Here is a 25,491-nt window from a genome sequence, read left to right as displayed (position 1 = left end):
AGCTTGATTACTATTCACACCAATTGCGTTCAATTAACGCACTAAGTGATGTAAAAACAAACACGATCAACTCTACTTATTAAAATGATCCTTTGAAAAAGTAGCTTTTTTCTTTTTTGGATCTGTTAGAATATTCACCATGGTTATGTTGATTTAATAAGGAAATCACAGTGGAATTTCACCACGACGATCGGGATTTAACACCTGAAACATCGCTAGTGCTGTCTGAAAAACAAGCATTATTGGATCTGAATGCAACATTCACCACTCCATCTCACACAAATCCCGCAATGGCTTATTTAATGAGTTTAGGATCGAAACGTAGTCGTCAAACGATGGGATCGTTTTTAACTATTGTGGCCAAAATGATTGGTTTTTCTTCTCTTAAAAATTGCCAATGGGGTGCTCTTCGTCGTCATCATATTCAAGCTATTATTGATATGTTATCTGATGCCAATAAAGCCCCTGCCACAATCAATACTTATCTTGCTGCATTAAAAGGTGTTGCTTTAGAAGCATGGGCAATGAAACAGATGGATACTGAAAGTTATCAGCATATCCGCCAAGTTAAATCTGTCAGAGGAAGTCGATTACCTAAAGGTCGCGCATTAACAAGTCATGAAATTCGTTCTTTATTTAAAAGCTGTGAAAAAGACAACACATCGAAAGGTTTAAGAGATGCTGCAATATTAAGTGTGCTATTGGGTTGTGGATTACGCCGTTCAGAAATAGTCGCTATTAATTACGAGCATATTCAATTTCGTGATCAAGCCTTTCTTGTCAGAGGTAAAGGTAATAAAGAAAGAATGTCTTATATGCCCGATGATACTTGGGATCGTGTTCAGTTATGGATTGATGAAATAAGAGGTACTCAAGATGGTCCCCTTTTCACTCGAATTCGTCGTTTTGACGACGTAACAACTGAACGAATTACAGACCAAGCTATTTACTATATTTTAGAAACTCGTCAGCAAGAAAGTGGCATTGATAAATTTGCTCCCCATGATCTTCGAAGAACTTTTGCTTCCGCAATGCTTGATAATGGCGAAGATATTGTGACTGTAAAAGATGCAATGGGTCATGCCAGTATTATGACAACTCAGCGTTATGACCGACGTGGAGATGATCGACTAAGAAAAGCAGCGCGTCATTTACGTTTTTAAGTTTTATTTTTGAATAACTTATTTTTGATGATATTAAATAAAAACCCCAATTTGTTGAATTAATTATAAATTGGGGCTTTTATACTTATAATTTATCTGAAAGGTGGTTCATTAAATGTTCTTAATTTTCGAGAATGTAAATTACTTTCTTCTTGTTTAAGTAACTCAATCGCTTGAATACCAATTTGCAGATGTTCGGATACCGCACCTTCATAAAAATGATTCGCCTGACCGGGTAATTTAATTTCACCATGTAATGGTTTATCAGATACACATAATAATGTGCCATAAGGCACTCGAAAACGATAACCTTGTGCCGCAATAGTGGCACTTTCCATATCAACAGCAACCGCACGACTTAAATTAAATCGTCTGGCTGATACCGAAAAGCGTAATTCCCAATTACGATCATCCGTTGTAACAACGGTTCCTGTTCTTAATCTTTGTTTTATTTCATGCCCTGGTTTTCCACTGACTGCTTTAGTAGCGTCATAAAGTGCACGTTGTACTTCTGCAATATTTGGGATCGGGATATCAGGTGGTAAAACATCATCTAAAATATGATCATCTCGCAAATAAGCATGGGCTAAAACATAATCGCCAAGTTGTTGGCTTTCACGTAATCCACCACAATGACCAATCATTAACCAAACATGAGGCCGTAAAACCGCTAAGTGATCACAAATTGTTTTCGCATTTGAAGGGCCAACACCAATATTAACTAATGTTATTCCGGGACCTTCTTTAGCAATTAAATGATAGGCAGGCATTTGATATTTCTTCCAAGTTAAATCTGATATTAACTTTTCAGGATCAACAGTGTCTGCTGTAATTCGTTGAAATCCAGCACAGGAAAGTGCGCAATATGGACTATTTTCATCCGCGACTTGATCACATGCCCAACGAACGAATTCATCAACATAACGATTATAATTCGTATATAAAATATAGGGTTGAATATCTTCAGGTAATGTACCAGTGTAATGCTTTAAGCGTGCCAGTGAGAAATCAGTACGTAAAGCATCAAAATGAGAAAGTGGCAATATTTCCCTATCACAAATTAAACCATCGGTAATTTCATCACCAATTTTAGATAGATCAGTTGTTGGAAAGTATTTTGCTAAAGAGGCACTCATTTTTCTATCAAAACCAATACCTGTTCCATCAATTACAAAGGGATAAGGGATCTCTTGTTTTGATGCACTGACTTCAAAAGTTGCATGATAGGCATCAGCAATAAGTTGCAGTTGTTCTGACAAATAATTTTCAAATAAAGCAGGATTAGTAATAGTGGTGGAATAAGTACCAGAACGAGACAAACGTCCATAAGCTCTCGTTTTATCTTCTGTTTTTATTTCACCAGACCAATATACCGTTAATTGAGGATAAGCAAATAACCCTTCAGCTCTTTGCTTTACATCGGGTAATGTTCCATTTTGTGCATAATCAACAATTGCATTACGTAAAGCGTCAACGGAGTTTTGATATTGTTGTTTTAATTTGATAATAATTTTTTGAATTTCAAGGTAATGAAGTTGTGACATAAAGAGAGCCTTTTACTTATTATTGATTTTATAACCATAATAGCAAGAAGCTCTGTTTTGACCAAAGGATAAGATTAATAAAATCTATATGTGCATTCTCCATCTAAAGAGACTAACTCTCCTTTATTTAGTTTTAGCGTAATATCAATACTATCTTCATTAATTATTTTATCTCGATACAATAGATCTAGGAACTTCTCGCCTAGGTTGAGTTCTTTCTCATTTAGTTGTTTTTTTATCTCTTGGATCTTTTTATTTAAGCGCTTATCATCATTTGGCTCGAGGTTATTATTAGTAACTACCATATCATATATAAAATTATATAACTTACTTTCATATGGTTTAGCTAAGATAATATTATGATTTTTTTTATCGCTACTTTTTTTTAAATATTTTATTTTTACTTCTATCAGATTATTAGAAAGACTCTTTATGCTATAAACTTTTTCTTGCTTAACAATATCATCGCCTGAAAAAGATGTTGTCAATGTGTAGTAATCAAGAGCGGTATTATATGATTTAATTAAGGTGATACCTTCTTGATTTAGTAAATAGTAGATTGCTTTTTTATTTTTCTCTGATAAATTTTGTATTAAAGATTCAAATTGTTGCATTGCCTCTTCTTGATTTTTGCTTTTTATTTTTTCACCATTGACAATATAAGTATCTCTATTTATATCTTTTCTGAGTGCCTTTTTTATATCTAAATTAGTATCATTTTTATCGATTGCTTTGTTTACAAGCCCGCTTATTGCATAAAAATCAACTTGATTAAAATTACTTTTATTAAGCGCTAAATCTATTTCACCAGAACTTATTTTTTTATCTAATTCAAGATATAATTCAGCAAAAATCCGATCATTATCCTTACTTTCACTCTCATTTTGATCTAATTTTTCATATAGACATTTTAATGCGATTTCATTGGAAAAAACTGATGAATGTCGATTAAATATATTAATTATTTTTGATATTTTACTAAGCTGCTCATTATCTACATCCTTTATAAAAATATTATAATCATCAATTAAAATAGTAATATTATTATGATTATCTAAACTATCATCAATAGAAATTTTTATTCTTTCTTTATATGCATCCGAGGACATCGCTTTTAACATTAAAATATGATATGCCATTTTAAAATGGTTCTTATCATCAGATTGTGCCTTAGATACAATATTTTCAATTATTTTTAGAGCTTTTTCTCTTTTGTTTGATTGAAACCAATCTTTTATTTTAGCCCACAAAGACATAACATCTTTTATTTCTTTTCCTTGTGATATTCTTAATATTTGTGAAGTGGAAATATCATTTTTATTAATTTTCACATTCATCGCAAATTCCTCTCAAATAATTAAATTTATATTTAAGAGAAGAACATTTTTATTGAGACTATTCTATAAAAAATCATCCAATATAAATTAAATCAGTCGTATTCCCTTAAAAATTATGGGATTAAAAAACCTAATACGATCGGTAAGGTAATAGCCGCAAGCATAGTTTGAGAAGTAATGATGCCTGCCATTAGCTCCGAATCCCCCCCTAACTGTCGGGTTAAAATATAAGAAGTTGGGGCTGTTGGAATAGAAAAGAAAACAACCAGAAGCACCATAACTAATGAAGATAAATCTAAAAAATAAGCAACACTATACGCAATGATTGGCACAATAAGTAAACGAGTAACAGTATTAATACCAATCATTTTACTTTCTGCTTTTAGTGTTGATAAATGTAATGCCGCACCAATACAAATAAGCCCCAATGGCAAGCTAGTTGCAGCTAACAACTTAAGAAACTGATCGCTACCGAAAGGAAGCCCAATCCCTGATAGATTTATTATGATCCCAATAACACAAGAGATGATTAAAGGGTTTTTTATGATAGGTACTATTAATTGACGCAAAGTCACATTTTGTCCCGCGGTTAAACAAAGCACTGAAGTGACATTGGATAATGGAACTAGCGTTGCCAATATTAATGCGGCTATTCCTAATCCTTCAACACCAAATAGATCAGCAACAATCGCTAAACCTAAATAAGTGTTAAACCGAATATTACCTTGAACAATTGCACCAAAACGCCCTGCACGCCAACCCGTAATTTTTTTCAATACAGTACATAACAGCGTGATAATAATGACCACAGAAAAAATAGCCCCAGCAAGGTGGGGTAATTGAGGATCAGATAAAGGTGCATTTGCTAGGCTATTGATCAGTAAAGCAGGAAAAAGTAAAAAATAATTTAATTTTTCAGCCCCAACCCAAAAAGCAGGCTCGAACGTTTTATTTCTTCTTAAAATTGCACCTAGCGCAATTAACGCAAATAAAGGCCATAACGTTAACAACACATTTTGCATAATATTTATCCTAAAGATATCGTGATTCTTTACAATATCGCAACATCAGAGCGATTGCTATTTTATGTTGTTAATACAATAAGCAACTCAAAATATGATAAAAATATACTAATATCGCATTTTTAGAATAACATTTTTATTTTTATATGATTAAGTACAAACTTTCTTTTTATGAGCATAAAATCCTAAAGCTTATCTAAATCAATGTACATTCGATAACAATGTAAATTTGCTTTCGCTAAATCAGAATAATACTCACGTTCTTCTAATGCCTTAAAACCTTGTTTTAAATAAAATATTACTGCGTTAGGTGTTGCATCCAAAAATAGCTTTTTTTGCCCCCTCTTTATTGCTTCATGTTTTAACTGTTTTAAAATAAGCCCTGCAAATCCTTTCCCCATATATTCTGGTAATGTAAAAATGGCTTCAGCAAAACCTGTTTTGACATCTAAAAAACCAGAAGCAACGGGAATATTATATTCTTGATAATCAATTACATAAAATGGATTATCTATAATAGCTTGTCGATATCCATCTGGCATTTCATCGGGAGTCCAAGCAGCTAAAATATCTTTTGGATAAACATTTTCACAACCAAATCGTAAAGCTTGATTTCGTAAATACCACAATCGTTTTGCTTCCTGTGGTTCAGCAAGTCTAAGTTGAATCATACTCACTTCCATCTTATTCATTAGAATTAAAAGCCTTAAACCAGTAAAAAACTCTATTCTAATAGTGCATTTTAAATTTTTTAATTTTTTGGTGTTACTTTTTTTTAGAGCATGATATGTTTTTGTAGAAGGAATAATGTAAGGAAATCTTATGCCTAATTCAATATTACCTTCCCAAATAAAAAAAACCTCCTCTTTTGTTGCTGGTTCTGAGCTTCCTTTTTATTATCAATTCATATCTACTTCAATTAGAGAAATCTATTTTTCAAACATTTCACTTATTTACCATAATGGATATCAAACCAAAAATACACTTCCAAAGCTAATTCTTTGTAGTCATCGGAACAGTGCTTTTGATGGTTACATTGCTTTGAAGGCATTCCCTAGAGCTCAGGCTTTAGCATCAATACAATTATTAAATAGCTACATAATGAAGACTTTTTTTACGGGTATTCCCGTCGTTAGAAAAAAGGATAGACAACGTTTAGGTATAAATACAAATATATTTTCAAGCCCTTCAGATGCGGCAATTGCACATATAAAAGCAGGTGGAGACCTACTTTTATTTCCAGAAGGTAGTAGTGAGTGGGGTTTCAAGCCTTTACCTTATCAACGAGGAGCGGCAAGAATTATTAGAACATTAATCAGTGAGGGAGTTAATTTTGATATTATTCCTATGGGATTGTTTTATATCGCGCCTGACAAATTCAGTTCAAAAGTTGAAGTTTATATTGGAGAAAATATATGTATAGACTCGAAAAAAGATAATTTATCAATCAGAGAATGGGAGCAAAATATTCATAAAGAAGTATCTGATGCATTAAATAAAATTTCCGTTAATTGCCCAACGATTGATATTTTTGAAAAAGCTTCAGCCTATGCTTTTAATAAAAATAAAGAAGGATATTCTTATGCTGAATCCTTTATTGATTATCAAAATAATCTATCTCAAGAAGATAATAGCAATAAGACTATAGAAAAGACCTCTCAATCTTCTATTTTAATTTGGCGTTATATTTCATTTTTATTTATGTATATTTTATTCCCAATATTACTTTCATCATTTATCGCATCTCATTTTGCTGATGCACGCAATACCGTTAGCTTCTTTAAAATATTAGGTGGCGCTATTGCTTCAGCTGTTTGGCTTCCAATCTTAGTCATGCTCCTATTCTTTTCACCTCTATTTATTGGTATAAGCTTAGTCAGTGCATTATTCGGCTTCATATTGATAAGGAAGAAAGGCGCTCAAATATGTTAACGACTAAAGCTAGGATGCTTTTTAACCATATATTTTCTGTACAACTCTTTATTATTTGGGGACTTGGCACTTATGGCAGTTGGTTAATTCATGCTACAGAAATGCTAACACCTATTTTCTTAGGTTTGTTTTTGTGGATTTTATTGGTTTTTGTTGGATATAAAAATCAACATTCAACACGTCATTCGCGATTTTATTGGCTAGGTTTGTTACAACTAATTGTATGTTGGACTATTTTTCCTTTGTTTAAATCAATCCGCTATGGATTATACCAATGGAGTTTTGATGATATTTTATATGCTTTGGATAAATTCTTGTGGTTTGGAAAAAGCTTACCCGAATGGTCCATTTTTTTACAATCAGGATGGCTAAGTGAACTCCTTGCTTTTTGCTATTTTAGTTTCTATTTTTTAATTATTGGTAGTGCCCTGTTCTTCTTTTTTAGCCGAAATAACGCACTGACTAAAAACTATTTTTTCGGTTTAATGCTGATGTATTTTTTTGGATTTATTGGTTACTTTACTATTCCAGCCGCAGGCCCTTACTCTGCATTTCCTTCTGATTTTAACTATCCCGTTTACTCTGGTGCCATGACTTTATTTCTGACAGATCTCGTTGATAAAGGCATTACAGGAATGGATGTTTTTCCTTCATTGCACACTGGAATAACGCTCTATATTGTTGGTTTTTTCTATTTATCAGGTTATCAAAAAACAGCTTATTGTTTATTTCCTATCTTAATAGGGCTGATTTTGGCGACTGTATATTTGCATTACCATTATGGCATTGATGTTATTGTCGGTGCTTTGCTTGCATTATGGGTACTTTACATCACAGGTAAAAATAATAAGGTCGAATATGGAACTCATTTATAAAATTAACGAGCCTATTGCTTCAGAAGTTTCTATTAGCGGAGGTAAAGGTGCAAGTTTAGCGAAAACGATTCAATCACTGCCTGTTCCTGATGGTTTAATTCTTTCTTGCCAAGCTTATCAGTTATTTATTACGCCTTTGCTCCCTAAAATTAATCTTTTATTATCAGATAAAAAGCAAGAAATTGAATCAATTAGTAATAATATTCAGCATCTTATTTTACAAACACCTATGCCTGAAAGTTTAATTCATTCTCTAAGTACAATGTTAAATAACCTTCAGTTGAATGATACCGCTTTGGCCGTGCGATCATCCGGAACATTAGAAGATATGCCCGGAGCAGCTTTTGCTGGCCAGCATGACACGTTATTAGGAATTAAAACGTTACCTCATTTACTAGACGCTATTCGCCAATGTTATGCCTCTTTATGGCATACTCACGTCATGCTTTATCGTCAACATTTAAATTTACCGCATACTCAAGCATCAATGGCTGTTGTACTACAAAGGATGATTGATGTTCAAAAAGAAGAAGTAGCAGGTGTTGCTTTTTCTGTTGATCCCGTTCAAGGTTCTCTTTCTACCGTATTAATTAATGCAGCCTTCGGTTTAGGTGAAACCGTAGTTGCAGGTGAAGATCCTGTAGATGAGTTTATCGTTGATAGAGAAAGTTTAGAATTAAAGCAAACAACAATTTCTCAGAAAATAAATGCCATTGTGATGGTGAATAATGGTACTGAAATTTTACCTCTCGAACCTCAAAATCAATCTATACCTTCCTTAACACCTGAACAGTGTAAACAAGTGGCTAAACTAGCTATTTCAGCAGAAAAATATTTTGATTTTCCACAGGATATAGAGTGGGCATTTCATGATGGAAAATTATGGCTTTTACAATCACGAAATGTGACACAAATTGCGCCAATTTGGACAAGAGAAGAATCAGCAGAAAGATTTCCTAATCCTATCACGCCATTAACATGGGATATGTGTGAAGCAGGTTTTCATTCATCATTAAACTTTAGCCTTAATCTTATGGGGCTTCCTTCATTTAATGGTAAATGGTTCGGAATGCAAGATTATTATATTTATGGCAACCAAAATGCGGTTTCTTTGTATAGTAATCGGCTTCCCACCTCAATGATGAATGATTTACCTACCCTACTAAAATCTTTGCCTGAAATAGCACAAAAATTTAGTTGGGTACAAGAATTACCTATTACTTGGATGCGCGATTTAGATAAATACTTAATCTCAATCGGAGCATTAATGAATGAACCATTAGAAGAAAAAAACTTGTCCCAACTATGGGATTATGTGCAAAGAATTAATAAATTAGGTGCTGACTACTTCTTACCTAATATTGCTATATCATTGACTCAACGCTCTCTCTATTCCGCACTTATGGCCTTGCTAAAACTCTTTTTTAAAGAGGAAAAATATGCACATATTGCATTCGATAATTTAATTGCAATGTCTGAAACTAAAACTGGACAAGTGAACGTAGAACTTTGGACTCTTTCTCGTTATGTTCGTCAGCAACCTAAACTTCTCGAACTTATAACATCTATTGTTCCCGAAAACATTATGCAAGAAATTGAAGAATGTGATCCCCATTTTCACCAGCAATTTTCCTTATTTTTAGCAAACCACGGTCATCGAGAATTAGACTTTGATGCGTATCATCCAACTTGGCTGGATGCCCCGCACATTGTGTTGACTCAAATTAAGGCTATGGCAGATTTAGCTGATGATAAGCAAGCAGACTCTCCATTAGGTAAAAAAATTCTACAATCAGAAACTGAGTTTTCAATTATTTCTGATGCCCCTGAAGAGTTACGTTTTTTCTTACAAGAGATCATTCGATTAGCTCGAGTTTATACTGCACTTGATGACTTAGAGCATTATCAAACAACACGATTAGCCTTACCGATGCGTCGCGGATTAAAAGCATTAGGAGAACGACTGGTTATTCGTAGTGTCTTAGACTGCCCTATGGATATTTATTTTGCTAATGAAAAACCTTTAGCTGAAGCAATTCTTGCAGATAATCCTACGACTTGGAATAAGTTACGCCATCATATATACCAAAATAAGGCTGAGTATTTAAAAGCAAAATCAGTTACTCCGCAGTGGGTTTATGGCGAAGATGGCAGTGATGAACTTAATACAAATGAGCACCTATTAAAAGGATTAGCTGGAAGTGCAGGCATTGTTGAAGGTGAAGTTTATCTTGTTCATGGCCCTGAAAATTTTGCCGAGTTTCCACAAAATGCCATTTTAGTTGCAAGAACAACAAATCCGGCTTGGACAGCGCTTTTTTATCGCGCATCGGGCATTATTACCGAAAGTGGTGGCCCATTATCTCATGGTGCTGTTACTGCCAGAGAATTAGGATTACCTGCCATTATGGGCGTTCGTAATATATTGAATATATTAAAAAATGGACAAAGAGTCAGAGTTGATGGACAAAAAGGCGTCATTGAGATTTTATCTTAATTCTTTGAAAACATCATGAGCCATACGCCTTGAACAGAAAAAGCATCTTTTTAGATGCTTTTCTCGTTTCAAACAACACATTTTTTGACTAATTATTTTCTTTTTCTTCTGGCACTTTATTAATGTCGATATCAACTTTATAAGCAGAAGGTGCAAGTAAGGCAACCAACCCACCTATTAATAAAACAACAAAAAGCACCATCAACATGGTTGGCGCATTAAAGAGTAAATATGGCATTAATAATATAGGACTAGCTGTAAAAATAAGTGAAATGATGACTGGATAACTTATACCAATATCTCTCACTCGTTGTGATAAAATCAGAGTGAATATGTAAATCTGTATTATTAAAAATACGATTTCGATTAAGCCATATGACGTAAAAGAAAATTGATAATAAAAGATATTTTCAATTATTAAATCTGCATTTTCAGGATAATATAATATATACCAGCGATATACTAAGTTTTCGACAATAGCAAATAAAATTGACCAAGCAATTTCTAAACCTAAAAAAGAGAGCCTTCCACGTCTTTGCTGTTTCCATTGATAAGCAAGTTTAGCTTGCATCATAAATCCCTTCATTTTTCAAATAGTAATCCTTTTTATCATAATACACTTAATGTCTTTCTCCAAAACAATGTTATTATAATTTAGTGTCAGCACAAAAAATACCTTTAACATTTAATAATTAGTGTAATAATACGTTATATTATCTTTTATAATAATAAAACACGTAAGGAATTATTATGCAGCCTATACAGACAACCCGTTTTGCCCTTCTTCGTTAAAAAAACATATTTATAAATTAATAAGAAGGGCTTAAAAATGAATTATAAAAAAATCGATTTAGAACAATGGAATAGAAAAGAACACTTTTTACATTACCGTCATAACTTGCAATGTGGTTTTAGCTTAACAACAAAGATAGATATTACTGCCTTAAAGGCTATATTAACTAAAAACAATCTTAAGTTTTATCCTGCAATGGTCTATTTGATTGCAAAAACGGTTAATTATTATCCTGAATCTAGAATGGCTATAAAGAATGATGAATTGGTTATTTGGGATTATACCAATCCTGCATATACGATTTTTCATCCAGAAACTGAAACCTTTTCAGAGTTATGGAGTGAATACATTGAAGATTTCGATACTTTTTTACAAGGATATAATCAAGATTTTCAACAATATAAAAATAATCTTAACTTATCTGCAAAACCTAACTTTCCTGAAAATCACTTTTGTATTTCGATGATCCCATGGATTAGTTTTGATGGCTTTAATTTAAATATTGCGAATGTGAAAGACTATTACCCACCTATTTTTACGATGGGTAAATTCATTCAACAAAATGACAAATTTTTATTACCATTATCCATTCAAGTACATCATGCTACTTGCGATGGCCTTCATATAGCAAGAATGGCCAATAAACTTCAAGAGTTATGTGATGATTTTTCAGTTTGAGCATATTGAAATTTAGATAAGAAATTCGCTCTTTTATCAATTTAATAAAAGAGCGATTTATTAAAATAAACCTTTTCAAATATAAATTAAATTATTATCTAACTTGTTTATTGATCCATTTTATTTCTTCATTAGTAAATCGAATATTGCTTTCTTTATTTGTATCAGTATCTAATAAAATTTTGTCTTTAATTAACTTACTAACAGGTACTATAATATTGAAATGATCCCCATTTTTGATGCTATAGATTTTTAATGGAATATCATTCACCATTGCCACTGCACGTAATTCGTTAAACTCATTCCAAAAATAACCACGTCCTTCAAAGTAAAATGTTGGAGTTTTTATCGATTTAATATAGCGATATACTGAGCGAACATTAAATTCTTCTTCTTTATTACTATCAAAGGGTAGCTCAACGATCATATCACCTTCAGCACGTAATTTTAGGTCAGGTATTCCCCCTAAGGAGAAAACAGCTCTAAATTTATCACTATATTCACTCGCTAATAATGCACGTGTTCCCCCAGTACTATGACCGACGACATAGATACGTTTAGCGTCAATGTAAGGTAATGATGCTAAATATTCTCTCGCTGATTCTAAATCTTCCAATTCGCCATAGAACATTTCATAACGGCCAGGATTGGTATTTTCACCTCGAAAAGATGGGATCATCAGCACCATATTAGGATCACGGAAAATAGCCCCCGTTTGGTCATTATCAACCGGTTTAGGTTGCCAAAAATAGTCATCTCCCCCTATTCCACCATAGCCTCCATTTAACCAGATCACGGCAGGTAATTTCGTTTTTTTATCTGTAGGGGGTGGTGTTAAATAAGCATACATATCACCAGGTTTAGCTGGATATTTAATAACATTAAATATTTCTGGTGGCGCTTCCCAAGGTGGATCAATATTATCAAAACTGTCATTTATAATTACGGTTTTAAAACGCTGATGTGCTTCAAATAAAGTTTCATCACGAACTTCGAGATCTGCATTAACAGAAAAAGAGCTAATACTCGCTAAAGAAAAAAGAATTGCAGGAACAATTTGTTTAAAACTCATAATTTTTATATTCATATCAATCAACTTCCCTATAGATTATTTAAGTTATGAGATAATAGCATAGGTTGTTTGAGGTTTATGAATAGAGATTTTTCGATAAATCAACAAGTCAAGGCAGAAAAAAAGCATCTCAATTGAGATGCTTTTGACAATGCAAGATAGTTAATTTTTAAGTCTAGTTTACTTATTTTGCACTCGTGCGAATCAAGTAATCAAAGGCGCTAAGTGAGGCTTTTTATACTACTTTAATAGATTGATATAAAAGGATTTAATCAGCGTCAATGTCCACATGTTGACCACATTTTGGGGTGCAGTTCAAATTGACTGGCTTTTTATAAAAAACTATTTATTAAGTTAATTCTTAAGTTTATTATTCTCTTCAACAAATTTTTTATAAAAACAAATCGTTTTATCAAATACTTTATTTGCAACCTCCTTCCATTTATCTTCCTTTAGTTCAGTAGCTTCTTTATTTTTATCATAGAATATAGATGCATATTTTGGCTTACATTCCAGAATGTATTCAACCGTTTTTCCTTTAGTTCTACATGCACAAATAATTAAATGACATCCTTTTTTCATAAGAAAGGCTAAACTATTTTTAAGGCATGTAGGATCTGATATATCCATAGGATCACCCTTACTTACTATTCCAATCTTAAATTCATCTATTTGAATAATACGCAAAATTTCAGTGGTTGCCCTTTTACTTAGATAATTAGTTTCTATGCAATGACCTTCAAAATGTTTAAGTAATTTTTTGTGTATTACTTTTATCGTTGTCGTTTTCCCTGAGTTACTAGTACCAGATAACGCTAAAATATGTTTTTTGTACATAAAACACTCCATAAACCGAGATAAATATAGAATATGTTCTTATTAAAAGAATCTTTTCAATAGATACCTCAAAATTAGATGAATATGAAAAAATTACAATAATTAATATGAGAAGAAAAAATACCGTCATACTTAGTATCTTTCATACATCCTCATCAAATCCCCAACACCTGCTGACAACACTTATCAATATGCGGCTCTACCCGTTCAATCAATTGAGGTTTTGAAATAAACCGTGTTACGGTTTCATGGCTGACGAACGTTGCGCCACAATTTATATTCTGGCACTGGTTATAACGTTCTTTGGTATCGGAAGATATTTGCTGACTACTACGAGTATGCGCGGCATGACCACAAACAGGACAAATCATCATAAACGGGTTACCTCTTTATGATGTGGAAATTACCTGTAATTATACACAGGCACTATTCCTTATCCATATCTATCTCACTGCTTTTGACTTCTAATTCTAACGAGGTGGTAAACCCGCTATTGTTCAGTGAATGACTCACCGTAACCAACGTCCAATAGGCTTCATCAATCTCAGGTTTAAAACCGCTGACTTGTACCGGTAATTCAGGAAAGAGATCTGCACGCCCTTTCGCAAGGGTAATACTAAATGAAGCAACGCCTCGCTGTATTTTTTCCCATGCGGCTTTAGCGGCGCGTTCGGCATTGGTTTTACTCGCGTAAGTGTGAGACAACACCATCACATTACCTTCTTCACCAACAAGATACTCCCCTTGTTTCTCTTCTTCTTTTTTCGGTTTATCAGTAGTTGGTTTTCTGCGCCGAATTTGTGATTGTGTTTTCTCTTGCGGTTTACGAGTGTTTAAATAATTGGCGGTGACACCGGTATAAGCGCCTCTATCTACCAATGAAAAACGGTGCCCATCCCCCACACTACGGGTGATTTGTACTAACGGTAATGCTTGACCGCTAGCGGTGGTATTGCTCCCTTGCACCATAAACAGCAAATTACCGTTTTTAACACAGGCGGTGGCACCGTTCAATTGCCCTAAACGCGTTAAAAAACTGCCGTCTGACTCATTGGTCTGGTCGATATGTTCAATCTTCACCGTATCAAGACCAGGATCAACCACCGCCGTGACATTATTACGCCCTGCAATGGTTCTGACGATATCGCCTAATATTTTTTGATGGTACGACATTTCACGGCGAACATTCAGCGTTGCCCTAAAGTCGGCACTACGAGCGCGTAATGTCATTTTATCCGGTACACCTGAATGCTCTATCTCATCGACCGTAAACGAGCCTTTATGAATAAGGTTTTCACCTTGCCAACCAAGATGTAAAGTTAATACCTCACCCCGCTTTGGCATCATTAACGCGCTGTCAGAATCATCTAACTCAATATCAAGCCGGTCAGCTTCAAAGCCTCGATTGTCCGTTAATGAAAGCGAAATTAATCGCCCTTGAATTTTGGCACTGATATCTTCATCACCAGCGATTAACACAAAAGCCGGCGTGCTACTTTTACCGGTGATCATTTCTGGCAACATTATGATAAAACCCCTTTCATTGCTTCACCGGCACCATTGGCCATCATGCCTAATTGGTCGCTTAAATCTCCCAACATCTGACTGATGGAGTCATCCACCCGTTTTAATGTCAGAGAGAAATCAATTTTTCTTGCGGCACCGTCTTGGAAAAATTCGGTGTGAGTGCGTTGTAAATCGGTGATCACAAACATGCCGTGAATGGTGCCCGTACCATCAATAAACGACCACGCTTTACCACTATCCGCCATTAATTCCAATGCCAACAACGACACTTTACCGCCGGTTAATGAGGGATAAAGCGCTCCCGATAAAGTGATCACATCAGTATCAGGGCCAATAAATTGTTGTGCCGGTCGGCGTACAAGTTATTCCACTCAGTGAGATTGCGGCGAAAGATGAATTTCTCAATATCAAGAATGTTAGCCGTGACGATATGTTAGCGGCACACCGTGTACCGCCTCAAATGATGGGGATCATTCCACAGAATACCGGTGGCTTTGGTGACGTAGAAAAAGCGGCAAAGGTTTTCTTTCGTAATGAGTTGGCGCCACTGCAAAGCAAGATATTACAGATTAATGATTGGCTAGGTGAAGAAGTGATTAAGTTTGATAAGTACACGCTAGATGATGAGTAACCTCACCGCATAAAGAACAATACCGCCGACACTGGCGGTATTTTTTTACCTGTAAGATATAAGTATCGGTCTGACTAATAATAATAGTAACCCAATTCTATTATACCGTTTACATCCTGATAAGGCGAATCCGCCTAATTTTCACCCTCTCAAACCTGTATTAAATTCGCCTACAATCCATTTTAAGCGCATGTAATTTATTTGACACCTAGATAACTTTTTCTTGCTTTAATCGCTCTACGCGCTGGAAATTTGCGAGAAATAATGTTTTTAACTCCCTCAAAACGCAATCGTGACCCCGCCACGCCCGCGCACTAAAGGGGGATATTTTTGTGCAATTGTGCCGATGATAGCAAGCCACGCCAGTAAAGGTGCAGAGTAGCAAATTGGTTAACGTTAAATTTGTGCAATTTTATGCGAAATTGTGAGGTTATTTACATTTTATATTGTAATAGCTCAGGCTTATTTATTTCTAATTGATATATACCTTTCTTCGCATAACATTTAAAAGATCTTTTTAAAATCCGGACATTACCTATATCCCACATATAATAGTTGTCTTTCCATACTCTATTTAGCGTTACCTCTTCAGTTTGATTTATAAAGTCATGTAATGTCCATCTTTTCACTGAAAACACATCAACTATAGCAATAGCAGTAGCATTCATATCCATATCATCATCATTATTAAGATATATATTATTCTCTACCAACAATAAATTATATAAAGGTAATTCTTGTGGGTACCAAGACCTAATTTCTACGTTTTTCTTTTTTTCGATTATATTAGTAACTGCTGGGTATACGATAGATAATGCATTTATATATATTGACATTACCCCTCCCCTATATAAAATAAATATTTTATATTCTAACATAAGGAAATAAACATTAATGAAAATATTTATTTCAGGCGTTCATGGGGTAGAGAAAAGTTTTTTATGTGATAAATTTGTAAAATCAAACAATAATTTCATTCACTTAAGCTCAAGTGAATGAATATCACAGGTTCGCCAAAAAAATTGGCGATAACAAAAAAATTGCTTTAACCCCAGAAGAAAATCAATCAGCGCTTTTGCACGAATTAGAAAAATATAACCATAAAAAAATATTTTGCTAGATGGTCATTTCTATTTAATTAATAAAAACGATGAAACAATGAAATAATGAAACTCGACCATTCTATTTACAAAAAAATGGAACTATCAGCAATAGTTTTATTGGAAAATAATGCCGATATAATCAAAGAAAGATTTAAACGAAGGAATGCTGAAATCTAATTTTCATTAGATGAGCTAATTAAAAAAGAAAGATAAAATGCTATAGAAGTATCAAAAACTGATAACATTAGGTTGGAAATAATTAACTCTGATGATATAAATCATTTTAATAACTTTATAAATGATATTTATTTGAAGTAAAGAAATGAGCACTAAGTGCTCATTTTTTAGATGTACCTAAATGACTGTGGTGGCATCTTAGTTCCAGGTAAAAAATCACTTATAAGCATCGGATTTTTATAGCGCTTTGGGTTTTTCACTTTTATTGCAAAAGCCGTAACCTTTTCGTGAAAATATTTCTCAAAAAATGCTTTGCTTATTCCTGCAAATTTTTCAGTTTTTTTCCATATATCTACAGGGGAGGAGGATATTATTTCATCAATTTCGAATTCACCAATAATTCTACCAACAGGATGGCTAGCATAAATCACAACAATTTTAACATCCTGATTTTTAAACAAAACCTTCCTGAATTCAAATTTTTTTTCACCAGATAAAATTAATTCTGCATACTCTGGCTTAATCGATAATAAGACCTTCATTTACCTGTCCTGTTTCTAAAATCTGTCTAAAATGAGCATTGTTCAACGGGACAAACCCCCAATACGTACCCTGTATATCGTAGCCTGTAATATCTACGATGTCATTGAGTATTACCCTTTTCTCCAAAGAAAAATGATATCTAAACTTGATAATAAATGGATATCTTTTTGTTTGATAGAAATCATCTAGTTGATGTTCTTCAAAAATTGTATTCTGCCCACAATAATTTTTAAACTCTTGAAGGCTTGAAAATTCATTAATATTCTTCATATCAGCAACTACACAAACTGACGTTGCAACAGAGCGAAATCTTGCAGGTCCCGCGCCATCAGTTGTTCTATAAATTAATAAGTTATCGCCGATACGTAAATTATCAATACCTCTCATTCCTGTTATATATACTTTAGTTACACTATTCGCATAAACAGTATCTTGGATAATCGACTCATCTTCATTATTCAACTTTGATTCTGGAAATAATTTTGTATGAAACTCAGGATAAATACTTAGCAAAAAATTTCGACTATTTAATCTGATTCGAGGAAACGAACTAGACATATTATCAATTCCTTTTCTAATATCATTCAGTAACTTGTTTAAAATATACACCTTCTCTACCACTCGGTGTTTCCTTTAACTTTCTTGAACGTAACTCAAATCCAACAGATGTTAAAAGCCTAATTAAGCCTTCATGCTTATCAAAGATGGTCACATATATGGTATTTATTCTTTTTTTAAGAGCATAATTGATTAACTTTGAAACAAAACGCTCTCCGAGCCTTGTACCATGCCCATCAATTTTGAATGTTCCACATTTCAATCTTTGCTCTTTAGGAAAACTAGGCTCCATATCATCTAAAGATTCATCTTCTTCTTTTAAGTATAGAAAACCATCGATTCTTCCGGAGTCATTAATAGAGACAATAGCATTATGGTCTCTTTTTTTATTAAACCAATTTTCAAACTCCGGATAATCACTTTTCAGTGAATCAAAAAATGGATCGCTTAAATCTATTGATGAAAATAATTTTTCGACTAATGCCATACCCCCCCCTTAAATATGCTCATATTATTCACATTTAGTAGAATGTAAATGATCGTACTCACAATACTTAAATTTTATTCATGAACATGATTATCTCGATTTTACGAAGTGAAATAGACAATAATTAATTGAAACTATTATTTATATCCCCCCTCTCGGAAACCGGTTACAATGGTTACACCCTACAAAAACCACCTCTAACTCACTAATTACAAAAAACTCTGTTGTAACTTTTTACAGGTTACAACGGGTTACAAAACAGGGGTTAAAAAGTTACATCCTTATAAAACAATAAGTTATATTTTTTATTTGTAACCTCTTTAAACGGTTACACGTAACTACAAAGTAACTCATTTGTAACCTTTCCTAATTCCTATATTTCTACGTTTAATCAATAAGATATAAGCCTATTTTAATTTTGTAACCATTGTAACCGCTTTCCGAACCCCTCCCACTAATTTTCTATTTATATAAAAGACACTTAACAATGATTATTTATTGTACAAATATTTATATCTTCTCTATTTTGTTGCTCTTGGTAATTATGATAATGACTTGATGATTTTCTATAGATAAAAGAAAGGCTACACATCGGCAGCCTTTAGATGAATGAAGGGAGAAACTAACTCTCGCTGTTTTCCTGAAATACCCAGCACTTAATTACTTCAGGTCTTTTTAGCGCACTCCCTATCGCCAGTGAATTATTAAATTGACTGTTTACTACACTCCTCACAGTCTTAATACCCACAAACTTACGCATACGCCCTGCTTTCAGTAAGTTTTTAATATCAGTATTTAATAACATTGATTGTCTGTGTTCACTGGCAACCTGCGCAATATGGTTAAAATTCACTGCATAAACGCCCTGCTCAATACTATGATTAACACCAAATGGCTCATTATCTTGTAGATAATCGAACATATCCCAAAATTCCATAACTGACGGTTGATCCAACTGAATGGCTTGAACACGTTGTTTAGCTAACTCAATAATAAAGTTACGTGTCTGTCGGATATGCGCATCTTTTACTGGCAATACCAATGCTAATGTTTCCAATAATGCGATTAACTGTGCATGATTCTTGGCGATCCGCTCATGGTTAATCGCCTTATCCGCAAATAACTGCGCCTGCAAATCATCTACACGCTCATTGTATTGTTTTAATATTGCAGCTTCTTTCATTAATACCTTAGGTAAAAAACCTGATAACTTTTCAATGGGATAACGTTCAAGAGCAATGGCTGCATAACGGGTTTCTACGCTTTGCTCAGCCTTATCAGTATAAAGATGAATTATTCTCTCTAAAATAGCTCGTGAGGCATTAATCTCGGCATTCTGTGCAATCACAATACTGCCTTTAAATAATGGCTCATAAGTCTCATTACCACTGTTTTTTACCCCTAACGAACGAGTTGCACGGCCGTTATACAAAGATTTCAACTCCTCCCAATCAAACGCTTTTAGTTTTGCGTTATCTTGTACGCGATCACTTTCAATTAAGCACACTGGTAAATTACTAATTTGTGAAAAATTACGCCCCCGAGCTGCAACACTCGATTTTGATGCATCGAACCCTTCATAATCTGCACGACCACATAAACGCCATAAAAACTCAATTAAGGTACTTTTACCCGAACCCGGCTCACCGCAAATCTCTAAAAAAGGATAACTCTTATGTGTTCTTCGTATTTGTTCAGCAAAAAGGGACCCAACCCAAAACGCTAATACAACATAGCCCTTCACACCAAAAGCCTCCCAAAGAGAGCCTAACCAATTGGTATCAAATTCGCTAAAATCCGTATTAATAGATAATGATGGGCTAAGGCTTAACGTCTTAATATCGAGTTTATTTAAAGAAAAATAATCTTCCTCATTCAACGTAAAACACTTACCGTCTTGTATTGCCACATCATTAAATACATACACACCATATTCTTTGTTGTAGCCCACATAATTTTGAGTGATCACCTCTTTGATATCAGGCAATGCCTGTTTGCAAATACGATCTAATTGTAAAGTTGTACCTGTATAAACCGCCCCTTTTGCCACATGTAATAAACGCTTTTTAAATTCACTGGCACTCGTTAATTGTGAGGCGGTAAAAGTCGCTTTAACTTGTGGCTGTCGAGGAAAATCAACACGGATGTAATACCATGATTCATCGGTCTCTACCGATTTTTGGAAATATAATGGCGTGGGGTAACAGTTGGCTATTTCAATTACGGCGCCAGACTCTTTAACGGCTTTTTGTCTGGCTTCATCCTCATCTAAATCAGGCTCTGCATCATGAATACGCTCAATCGTCTTCATCATTTTGTCGATATCTAACTTAAACCAATACAAACGGTTATCATGCTGAAAATCAAACTCTGAACGCTCCGTCCAATTAAACATTAAACGTGCTTTTTCAAACGCAGTGGAAGCTAATAGCAACTTCCCATAATAACGATAACGAGCCATATCTCGTTCAGTTAACTTGCCTTTCATGTGCAAGTCATTCCAATCGTTCCCATTATCAACTTCTGCTGGTCTGGTGGCAGTCGCTTTCCAACCTTCCTCATGACTACGCGCAACAAACTTACTCATAGCCCGTTCGCCAGCTGCACCATTATCTAATGCCCAAATCAATAACGGTTTTTTATTGCTACCAATTTCTGCTTTTAACTTGGCTAAAGCAATTTCAGGATAATTATGGCAAGTCATCAGTGAAACTGCTGTCATACCATTTTGAATAAGACTTAGCGCATCAAAAATACCTTCAGTAAGCCAGATCTCTTTAGCTTGTGTTAAATCTTGTTGGGGTAATGACCACCAATGCCCTTTATAAGAACCAAAAAAGTTAGCTTTACGATCAAATCTTGATGGTCTATCAATAATACGTTCCCAATATGCGCCCTCTGGTAACGCAAATTTAACTGTTGCAGCACCTAACCCATTAGCATGATAACTAGATTCTGAATAGAGCCCCTTTAATGGCTCAATGTTCAACCCTCTAGCGTGCTGTAAATAGGCATCTGCTGCCGCATTGGGTGCTTGTTGTGTCTTAGGGTAATGAGTTGACCAATCGTCAAATATATCGGGATAAATTTCTTTTACGATCAATTCAGCACCACATTTATTCTCACGGCCACAACGCAACACAAACGGCATTTCAATTGAAGTAAATAACTCTTTTTTCTTACAGCTTGGGCAAACACCTTGACGCAAATAGCCATTTTGCTCTTTGAATTGAAAATCGTGTATAAGACGAGGTAATAACGCCTGAATATGGTATGATTTCATGAGATAACCTTAGAGCACACAATAACTGCCTATCCCGCAGGTTGTGTGCTTTTTATTTACTTATAAAAAATGATTCTCATATGCTGTGATAATGTTTTTCTTTTAGCTCAAGCAATATTTGGCAATCAATACATAATGTGCAGCCTATAACTGCTTGGCGACGGGCTTGAGGTATTGGATGATCACAATTCTCACATTTAAACGCCGATACACTCTTTATTGCCTTTCTCGTTGCTTGAATATTTTGTTCCAGCACTCGCTCTGCATATTCATTGGCACGATCAACTGCATCAGACATAATTAAGTTCTCCTGCTTCTGACTCCAATTTATCTGCCTCACCAATTAATAACTGGTGAACCTGCGCGTAATCTAATTTATCTATTAATACTTTGTTGGCTAATTGACGCTGACGATCGGCAAAATGATTTATTAATGATTTACGTTCATCTTCTCTATTTGCTTTTATATTTTCAGCTACAGGCGTAAATATAGGTTCTGAAATATTTCTCATTTTAAAACCTCATTTTTAGGTAATAAAAAGCCCTGACCGATAAAGGTCATTATTTAATTTCTAAATATTGATAATCTAATTAAATCGTTTGAACCGATTTTTTATCCATGATCGGAAACATGGTGTATGGTATATTTTTTATGCCTGCAATTTCTTGACAGGAAACAGGCATAAAAACCATTGCAAAAAAGGAAATCCAATGAAATTTTATGTTCATGTAATTAAACAAAGCTCTTATTGGGAGCTGGTATATAATGATTTAAAAATAGCTAGTCCAGCTTTTTCTTCTAGAATGGAATCCATTGATAATTTAGAAGAAACTATTTTATATACTGAGCAAGCTGATTTAGATGTCTGTGACGATAAGAGCCTGATATATTTTAAATTTGAAGAAACATCCAATGGTTGGCACTGGATCGCACTCTCTGATTTCAACGGCATAACCAACTTAGTTATAAAGCAAGAAACGCATCTGCCTTCATATGAGACAGCTCGCTTAAAAGCTGAAATATTTAAAAATGAAATCATTTCATCCCCTATTGTCGATTCTGCTGGCGTATTAATTCCCAATATGCATTTTTCAAAAGAATTCTCTTCTAAATTTGATATTGGTGATTTACATCCATCTGCACGCCGTAAACATTTTTAATTAACTAACATTGCCATTCACAAGACAAATCTTTATTTATTGTTATCGTAAATAAATGTGAGTGGCTATTTAGTTTCTGACTTCGCTCAATGATATAACGAAAAAAACTTAAAAATTTTGCAAACGGAATACTTGGGCTAAAGTCAGCCATTCCACTTACAGAAATTAAAACTGTATTACCAATATTATTAACTGGAATAAAATGTATCAACTGTGATAATTCAAAAACAATACTATTTATTGGTGAATATTTATCTTCAATACAAATATATACCCCATTTTGTGTATTCTTAACGATTGAATTACTTTTCATTTTTAGCTTTCCTTAACCCATCAATATATTTAACCGCCTCAGCCATTGCATCAAACTTACCGAATGACTGATCATCTAGCCAAACGTGATAACGAGTAACTGGGTTCATTGCTTTTCGTGGCAACTTAATAATCGTAAAGCCACGATACAGAAAACTATGCTCAGTTATTTGTCGTATCATGATTTCAGTCCTAACCACACTAACCAACCGTCACGCATCTCTTTTGGTAAAGATTCATAAGCCATCTTTAAACCGTTATTCCATGCAGGCAGATAAACATAGTTTTCGGCTCTACTTGAACCCGGTCTTTTCATTTGAACAATGGGTAACTTTCCTGCTTTGCGCATATCTGCAACTGCACTCGCCGGCTTACCGATTAATTCAGCAAATTTTTCCTCAGTCACGCCATCTGACAGACTTACGATTTTCTCTCTCATCTGCTACCCTCTTATGTCAGGCGCTTTATAGCGCTTTCGTACTCTTTGCTTCATTGCAAGGAAATATCTAATACTCGATACAACATGGAGAACTCCACATAATATCAAGATCGCAAGGTGAGAAATTACGATTAATGCGTAACTCCGAACAGATGACAAAAAGGGAACTCGCTGATTTGGTTGGGCTAAATTATGCAACCTACCACGGTTATGAAAATGACAAATCGAAAATGACGTTTGAATCAGGTGTGAAAATCTTTTCCGCCAAAGTATTCAGGAAATATCGAGACTGGTTTATGTTCGATGAAGTTAATCCTGATGCTGGGCAAATCGCACCGGCACTCGCACACAGTGGGCAAGACAGCACGCAATCATCCCACTCAGACAAGAAAATTGGATAACAATACATCAAGCATTTTGCGAATTTATTGATTCGCAAAGCATTTGTTCCATTGGAGGGCTTTCTTATGACAATTAAGAAACTCGAAAATGGTCAATATGAAGTGGACATTAGACCGGCTGGCCGTCACGGAAAACGGATCAGACGACGCTTTGAAAAGAAGCAAGAAGCTATTTTATTTGAACGTTATTCACTGGCTAATCAGCAAACAAAAGATTGGGTAGAAACATCAACCGATATTCGCCCTCTTAGCGATTTAATTGATATTTGGTGGGAAGTGTTCGGCAAAAATACACCTTATGGAAGAATGACACACCTAAGAGTGAGGCGTATTGCTGAATCACTGAATAATCCCCCTGTTTGCCAATTAACCGATAAGCAATTGGTACTTTATCGTGAGCTTAGACTCGCTTCTGGCGTAAAAGCCTCAACGATAAATAGGGATATCTCAGCACTCAGCGGTATGTTTACGGCGCTTAAAAAAACGGATTTCTTTTTAAGTAAACATCCCGTTCAAGGAATATCACGGTTAAAACAGCAAACGACTGAAATGTCATATCTAACAGATAATGAAATTCAGCAATTATTAGCATTATTGGAAGGTGACAACCTAAAAGTTGCCGTTCTCTGTTTAAGCACTGGTGCCCGCTGGGGTGAAGCACTCAAGCTAAAACGTGAACATGTGATCCAAAATAAGGTGAGATTTACGTACACCAAAACCAATAAGCCAAGAATTGTGCCAATTTCTCAAGCTGTTGCAGACATGATTTGTACAAAGAAATCAGGATTGCTCTTTACTGAAACGTCTTATCACATGTTTCGTAGAGCAATTAAAAAAGTGAAGCCCAGTATGGCATTAGGTCAGGCAACCCATGCATTACGCCATACATTCGCCACCCATTTTATGATGAACGGCGGAAGTATTATTACGTTACAACGCATATTAGGACACACTAATTTGCAACAAACGTTGACCTATGCACACTTTGCTCCAGACTTCTTACAAGATGCCATTCAATATAACCCCTTGAAAGGTAGTACAGAATTACTGGTTTAGAGTGTCCACATATTGTCCACACTTGAACACTTAGGGGCACTTTTCAGCCCTTTTTGATGGTTT

28 protein-coding genes and 1 pseudogene are annotated in these 25,491 nt (G+C 34.6%); 9 read left to right on the top strand and 20 right to left on the bottom strand.

Going from position 1 to position 25,491, the window contains the following annotated elements:
• Positions 1 to 170 precede the first annotated feature (170 nt).
• Complete coding sequence (locus tag ABN217_RS02875) at positions 171 to 1,163, top strand: tyrosine-type recombinase/integrase (RefSeq protein WP_072068151.1); 993 nt, start codon at positions 171 to 173, stop codon at positions 1,161 to 1,163.
• 92 nt (positions 1,164 to 1,255) lie between these two features.
• Here the strand turns inward: ABN217_RS02875 and ABN217_RS02870 are convergent, their stop codons facing one another.
• From ABN217_RS02870 to ABN217_RS02855, 4 genes are all read right to left on the bottom strand, one after another.
• Positions 1,256 to 2,707: an AMP nucleosidase gene (locus tag ABN217_RS02870; protein WP_349459033.1), complete on the bottom strand. Its 1,452-nt coding sequence runs from the start codon at positions 2,705 to 2,707 to the stop codon at positions 1,256 to 1,258.
• A 74-nt stretch (positions 2,708 to 2,781) separates the two neighbouring features.
• Positions 2,782 to 4,044, bottom strand: coding sequence for a hypothetical protein (locus ABN217_RS02865; RefSeq protein ID WP_349459032.1), 1,263 nt, complete (start codon positions 4,042 to 4,044; stop codon positions 2,782 to 2,784).
• 113 nt (positions 4,045 to 4,157) lie between these two features.
• Complete coding sequence (locus ABN217_RS02860) at positions 4,158 to 5,066, bottom strand: AEC family transporter (protein ID WP_349459031.1); 909 nt, start codon at positions 5,064 to 5,066, stop codon at positions 4,158 to 4,160.
• Positions 5,067 to 5,251: 185 nt separating this feature from the next.
• Positions 5,252 to 5,743: a GNAT family N-acetyltransferase gene (locus tag ABN217_RS02855; protein WP_349459113.1), complete on the bottom strand. Its 492-nt coding sequence runs from the start codon at positions 5,741 to 5,743 to the stop codon at positions 5,252 to 5,254.
• 145 nt (positions 5,744 to 5,888) lie between these two features.
• Here ABN217_RS02855 and ABN217_RS02850 point away from each other — a divergent pair, with 145 nt between their 5' ends.
• Genes ABN217_RS02850 through ABN217_RS02840 form a run of 3 tightly spaced genes read left to right on the top strand, consistent with a single transcriptional unit; the run spans position 5,889 to position 10,370 of the window.
• Positions 5,889 to 6,998, top strand: coding sequence for a lysophospholipid acyltransferase family protein (locus tag ABN217_RS02850; RefSeq protein ID WP_349459030.1), 1,110 nt, complete (start codon positions 5,889 to 5,891; stop codon positions 6,996 to 6,998).
• Positions 6,992 to 7,873 (top strand): phosphatase PAP2 family protein, encoded by an 882-nt coding sequence (locus ABN217_RS02845; protein ID WP_196552978.1) that lies wholly within the window; start codon positions 6,992 to 6,994, stop codon positions 7,871 to 7,873. The genes ABN217_RS02850 and ABN217_RS02845 overlap by 7 nt, the downstream gene beginning before the upstream one ends.
• Positions 7,857 to 10,370, top strand: a complete 2,514-nt coding sequence (locus ABN217_RS02840) for a PEP/pyruvate-binding domain-containing protein (RefSeq protein WP_349459029.1) — start codon at positions 7,857 to 7,859, stop codon at positions 10,368 to 10,370. Before ABN217_RS02845 ends, ABN217_RS02840 begins: the two co-directional genes overlap by 17 nt.
• Before the next feature lie 88 nt (positions 10,371 to 10,458).
• Here ABN217_RS02840 and ABN217_RS02835 read toward each other — a convergent pair whose 3' ends face one another.
• Complete coding sequence (locus ABN217_RS02835) at positions 10,459 to 10,941, bottom strand: hypothetical protein (RefSeq protein WP_340896581.1); 483 nt, start codon at positions 10,939 to 10,941, stop codon at positions 10,459 to 10,461.
• Positions 10,942 to 11,199: 258 nt separating this feature from the next.
• On the opposite strand from ABN217_RS02835, the gene catA reads away from it, so the two are divergent.
• A complete protein-coding gene (gene catA, locus ABN217_RS02830; RefSeq protein WP_349459028.1) occupies positions 11,200 to 11,841 on the top strand; it encodes a type A chloramphenicol O-acetyltransferase in 642 nt (213 codons plus the stop codon).
• Between the two features lie 94 nt (positions 11,842 to 11,935).
• Here the strand turns inward: catA and ABN217_RS02825 are convergent, their stop codons facing one another.
• The 5 genes from ABN217_RS02825 to ABN217_RS02805 all read right to left on the bottom strand — a co-directional run bounded on the left by ABN217_RS02825 (position 11,936) and on the right by ABN217_RS02805 (position 15,594).
• Positions 11,936 to 12,928, bottom strand: coding sequence for an alpha/beta hydrolase family protein (locus ABN217_RS02825; protein ID WP_196552975.1), 993 nt, complete (start codon positions 12,926 to 12,928; stop codon positions 11,936 to 11,938).
• 339 nt (positions 12,929 to 13,267) lie between these two features.
• Positions 13,268 to 13,750 carry a hypothetical protein gene (locus tag ABN217_RS02820; protein ID WP_349439004.1) on the bottom strand — a complete coding sequence of 161 codons (483 nt, stop codon included), beginning with the start codon at positions 13,748 to 13,750 and terminating at the stop codon, positions 13,268 to 13,270.
• 155 nt (positions 13,751 to 13,905) lie between these two features.
• A complete protein-coding gene (locus ABN217_RS02815; RefSeq protein ID WP_349439012.1) occupies positions 13,906 to 14,124 on the bottom strand; it encodes an ogr/Delta-like zinc finger family protein in 219 nt (72 codons plus the stop codon).
• Positions 14,125 to 14,176: 52 nt separating this feature from the next.
• Positions 14,177 to 15,274, bottom strand: coding sequence for a phage late control D family protein (locus ABN217_RS02810; protein ID WP_349439014.1), 1,098 nt, complete (start codon positions 15,272 to 15,274; stop codon positions 14,177 to 14,179).
• Entirely contained in the window at positions 15,274 to 15,594 is a 321-nt protein-coding gene (locus ABN217_RS02805; RefSeq protein ID WP_502929683.1) for a phage tail protein, read from the bottom strand. Before ABN217_RS02805 ends, ABN217_RS02810 begins: the two co-directional genes overlap by 1 nt.
• Before the next feature lie 35 nt (positions 15,595 to 15,629).
• Between ABN217_RS02805 and ABN217_RS02800 the strand changes: the two are divergent.
• Positions 15,630 to 15,908: pseudogene (locus tag ABN217_RS02800) on the top strand (phage portal protein); the annotation flags it as partial.
• 434 nt (positions 15,909 to 16,342) lie between these two features.
• Here the strand turns inward: ABN217_RS02800 and ABN217_RS02795 are convergent.
• From ABN217_RS02795 to ABN217_RS02765, 7 genes are all read right to left on the bottom strand, one after another.
• The gene (locus ABN217_RS02795; protein WP_349439015.1) at positions 16,343 to 16,744 is read right to left on the bottom strand and encodes an ASCH domain-containing protein; all 402 of its coding nucleotides are present in this window, start codon (positions 16,742 to 16,744) and stop codon (positions 16,343 to 16,345) included.
• Positions 16,745 to 17,355: 611 nt separating this feature from the next.
• Positions 17,356 to 17,730 (bottom strand): ASCH domain-containing protein, encoded by a 375-nt coding sequence (locus ABN217_RS02790; protein WP_349439017.1) that lies wholly within the window; start codon positions 17,728 to 17,730, stop codon positions 17,356 to 17,358.
• Positions 17,708 to 18,289: a hypothetical protein gene (locus ABN217_RS02785; RefSeq protein WP_349439018.1), complete on the bottom strand. Its 582-nt coding sequence runs from the start codon at positions 18,287 to 18,289 to the stop codon at positions 17,708 to 17,710. Before ABN217_RS02785 ends, ABN217_RS02790 begins: the two co-directional genes overlap by 23 nt.
• A gap of 22 nt (positions 18,290 to 18,311) precedes the next feature.
• Positions 18,312 to 18,776, bottom strand: coding sequence for a GNAT family protein (locus ABN217_RS02780; protein ID WP_349439020.1), 465 nt, complete (start codon positions 18,774 to 18,776; stop codon positions 18,312 to 18,314).
• A 622-nt stretch (positions 18,777 to 19,398) separates the two neighbouring features.
• A complete protein-coding gene (locus ABN217_RS02775) occupies positions 19,399 to 22,059 on the bottom strand; it encodes a toprim domain-containing protein (protein WP_349459027.1) in 2,661 nt (886 codons plus the stop codon).
• Positions 22,060 to 22,135: 76 nt separating this feature from the next.
• Positions 22,136 to 22,357 carry a TraR/DksA family transcriptional regulator gene (locus tag ABN217_RS02770; protein WP_349439022.1) on the bottom strand — a complete coding sequence of 74 codons (222 nt, stop codon included), beginning with the start codon at positions 22,355 to 22,357 and terminating at the stop codon, positions 22,136 to 22,138.
• Entirely contained in the window at positions 22,350 to 22,571 is a 222-nt protein-coding gene (locus tag ABN217_RS02765; protein ID WP_349459026.1) for a DUF2732 family protein, read from the bottom strand. The genes ABN217_RS02770 and ABN217_RS02765 overlap by 8 nt, the downstream gene beginning before the upstream one ends.
• A 199-nt stretch (positions 22,572 to 22,770) precedes the next feature.
• Here ABN217_RS02765 and ABN217_RS02760 point away from each other — a divergent pair, with 199 nt between their 5' ends.
• On the top strand, positions 22,771 to 23,220 hold the full coding sequence (locus tag ABN217_RS02760) for a hypothetical protein (RefSeq protein WP_349439023.1): 450 nt from the start codon (positions 22,771 to 22,773) through the stop codon (positions 23,218 to 23,220).
• 4 nt (positions 23,221 to 23,224) lie between these two features.
• Here ABN217_RS02760 and ABN217_RS02755 read toward each other — a convergent pair whose 3' ends face one another.
• Genes ABN217_RS02755 through ABN217_RS02745 form a run of 3 tightly spaced genes read right to left on the bottom strand, consistent with a single transcriptional unit; the run spans position 23,225 to position 23,971 of the window.
• Complete coding sequence (locus ABN217_RS02755; RefSeq protein ID WP_349439025.1) at positions 23,225 to 23,533, bottom strand: hypothetical protein; 309 nt, start codon at positions 23,531 to 23,533, stop codon at positions 23,225 to 23,227.
• Positions 23,523 to 23,714 (bottom strand): hypothetical protein, encoded by a 192-nt coding sequence (locus tag ABN217_RS02750; RefSeq protein ID WP_109849559.1) that lies wholly within the window; start codon positions 23,712 to 23,714, stop codon positions 23,523 to 23,525. The genes ABN217_RS02755 and ABN217_RS02750 overlap by 11 nt, the downstream gene beginning before the upstream one ends.
• On the bottom strand, positions 23,711 to 23,971 hold the full coding sequence (locus tag ABN217_RS02745; protein WP_349439026.1) for a Cox family DNA-binding protein: 261 nt from the start codon (positions 23,969 to 23,971) through the stop codon (positions 23,711 to 23,713). Before ABN217_RS02745 ends, ABN217_RS02750 begins: the two co-directional genes overlap by 4 nt.
• A gap of 101 nt (positions 23,972 to 24,072) precedes the next feature.
• On the opposite strand from ABN217_RS02745, the gene ABN217_RS02740 reads away from it, so the two are divergent.
• Together ABN217_RS02740 and ABN217_RS02735 are read left to right on the top strand one after the other, a co-directional pair.
• On the top strand, positions 24,073 to 24,372 hold the full coding sequence (locus ABN217_RS02740) for a helix-turn-helix transcriptional regulator (protein WP_349439200.1): 300 nt from the start codon (positions 24,073 to 24,075) through the stop codon (positions 24,370 to 24,372).
• A 66-nt stretch (positions 24,373 to 24,438) separates the two neighbouring features.
• The gene (locus ABN217_RS02735; RefSeq protein ID WP_109849561.1) at positions 24,439 to 25,428 is read left to right on the top strand and encodes a phage integrase; all 990 of its coding nucleotides are present in this window, start codon (positions 24,439 to 24,441) and stop codon (positions 25,426 to 25,428) included.
• The last annotated feature ends 63 nt before the right edge of the window (positions 25,429 to 25,491 follow it).

It is taken from the genome of Proteus sp. fly-1067, from assembly GCF_040139345.1.
GTDB lineage: Bacteria > Pseudomonadota > Gammaproteobacteria > Enterobacterales > Enterobacteriaceae > Proteus > Proteus vulgaris_B.
This window is presented reverse-complemented; position numbering and strand designations above follow the sequence as displayed.

Excerpts from the sequence above, each read along its gene's own strand:
- ABN217_RS02870 (WP_349459033.1), bottom strand. The coding sequence starts at position 2,707 with ATGTCACAACTTCATTACCTTGAAATTCAAAAAATTATTATCAAATTA.
- ABN217_RS02840 (WP_349459029.1), top strand. The coding sequence starts at position 7,857 with ATGGAACTCATTTATAAAATTAACGAGCCTATTGCTTCAGAAGTTTCT.
- ABN217_RS02825 (WP_196552975.1), bottom strand. The coding sequence starts at position 12,928 with ATGAATATAAAAATTATGAGTTTTAAACAAATTGTTCCTGCAATTCTT.
- ABN217_RS02810 (WP_349439014.1), bottom strand. The coding sequence starts at position 15,274 with ATGTTGCCAGAAATGATCACCGGTAAAAGTAGCACGCCGGCTTTTGTG.
- ABN217_RS02865 (WP_349459032.1), bottom strand. The coding sequence starts at position 4,044 with ATGAATGTGAAAATTAATAAAAATGATATTTCCACTTCACAAATATTA.
- ABN217_RS02755 (WP_349439025.1), bottom strand. The coding sequence starts at position 23,533 with ATGAAAAGTAATTCAATCGTTAAGAATACACAAAATGGGGTATATATT.
- ABN217_RS02835 (WP_340896581.1), bottom strand. The coding sequence starts at position 10,941 with ATGCAAGCTAAACTTGCTTATCAATGGAAACAGCAAAGACGTGGAAGG.
- catA (WP_349459028.1), top strand. The coding sequence starts at position 11,200 with ATGAATTATAAAAAAATCGATTTAGAACAATGGAATAGAAAAGAACAC.
- ABN217_RS02760 (WP_349439023.1), top strand. The coding sequence starts at position 22,771 with ATGAAATTTTATGTTCATGTAATTAAACAAAGCTCTTATTGGGAGCTG.
- ABN217_RS02750 (WP_109849559.1), bottom strand. The coding sequence starts at position 23,714 with ATGATACGACAAATAACTGAGCATAGTTTTCTGTATCGTGGCTTTACG.
- ABN217_RS02790 (WP_349439017.1), bottom strand. The coding sequence starts at position 17,730 with ATGAAGGTCTTATTATCGATTAAGCCAGAGTATGCAGAATTAATTTTA.
- ABN217_RS02815 (WP_349439012.1), bottom strand. The coding sequence starts at position 14,124 with ATGATGATTTGTCCTGTTTGTGGTCATGCCGCGCATACTCGTAGTAGT.
- ABN217_RS02775 (WP_349459027.1), bottom strand. The coding sequence starts at position 22,059 with ATGAAATCATACCATATTCAGGCGTTATTACCTCGTCTTATACACGAT.
- ABN217_RS02820 (WP_349439004.1), bottom strand. The coding sequence starts at position 13,750 with ATGTACAAAAAACATATTTTAGCGTTATCTGGTACTAGTAACTCAGGG.
- ABN217_RS02735 (WP_109849561.1), top strand. The coding sequence starts at position 24,439 with ATGACAATTAAGAAACTCGAAAATGGTCAATATGAAGTGGACATTAGA.
- ABN217_RS02845 (WP_196552978.1), top strand. The coding sequence starts at position 6,992 with ATGTTAACGACTAAAGCTAGGATGCTTTTTAACCATATATTTTCTGTA.
- ABN217_RS02770 (WP_349439022.1), bottom strand. The coding sequence starts at position 22,357 with ATGTCTGATGCAGTTGATCGTGCCAATGAATATGCAGAGCGAGTGCTG.
- ABN217_RS02785 (WP_349439018.1), bottom strand. The coding sequence starts at position 18,289 with ATGTCTAGTTCGTTTCCTCGAATCAGATTAAATAGTCGAAATTTTTTG.
- ABN217_RS02850 (WP_349459030.1), top strand. The coding sequence starts at position 5,889 with ATGCCTAATTCAATATTACCTTCCCAAATAAAAAAAACCTCCTCTTTT.
- ABN217_RS02745 (WP_349439026.1), bottom strand. The coding sequence starts at position 23,971 with ATGAGAGAGAAAATCGTAAGTCTGTCAGATGGCGTGACTGAGGAAAAA.
- ABN217_RS02795 (WP_349439015.1), bottom strand. The coding sequence starts at position 16,744 with ATGTCAATATATATAAATGCATTATCTATCGTATACCCAGCAGTTACT.
- ABN217_RS02765 (WP_349459026.1), bottom strand. The coding sequence starts at position 22,571 with ATGAGAAATATTTCAGAACCTATATTTACGCCTGTAGCTGAAAATATA.
- ABN217_RS02780 (WP_349439020.1), bottom strand. The coding sequence starts at position 18,776 with ATGGCATTAGTCGAAAAATTATTTTCATCAATAGATTTAAGCGATCCA.
- ABN217_RS02860 (WP_349459031.1), bottom strand. The coding sequence starts at position 5,066 with ATGCAAAATGTGTTGTTAACGTTATGGCCTTTATTTGCGTTAATTGCG.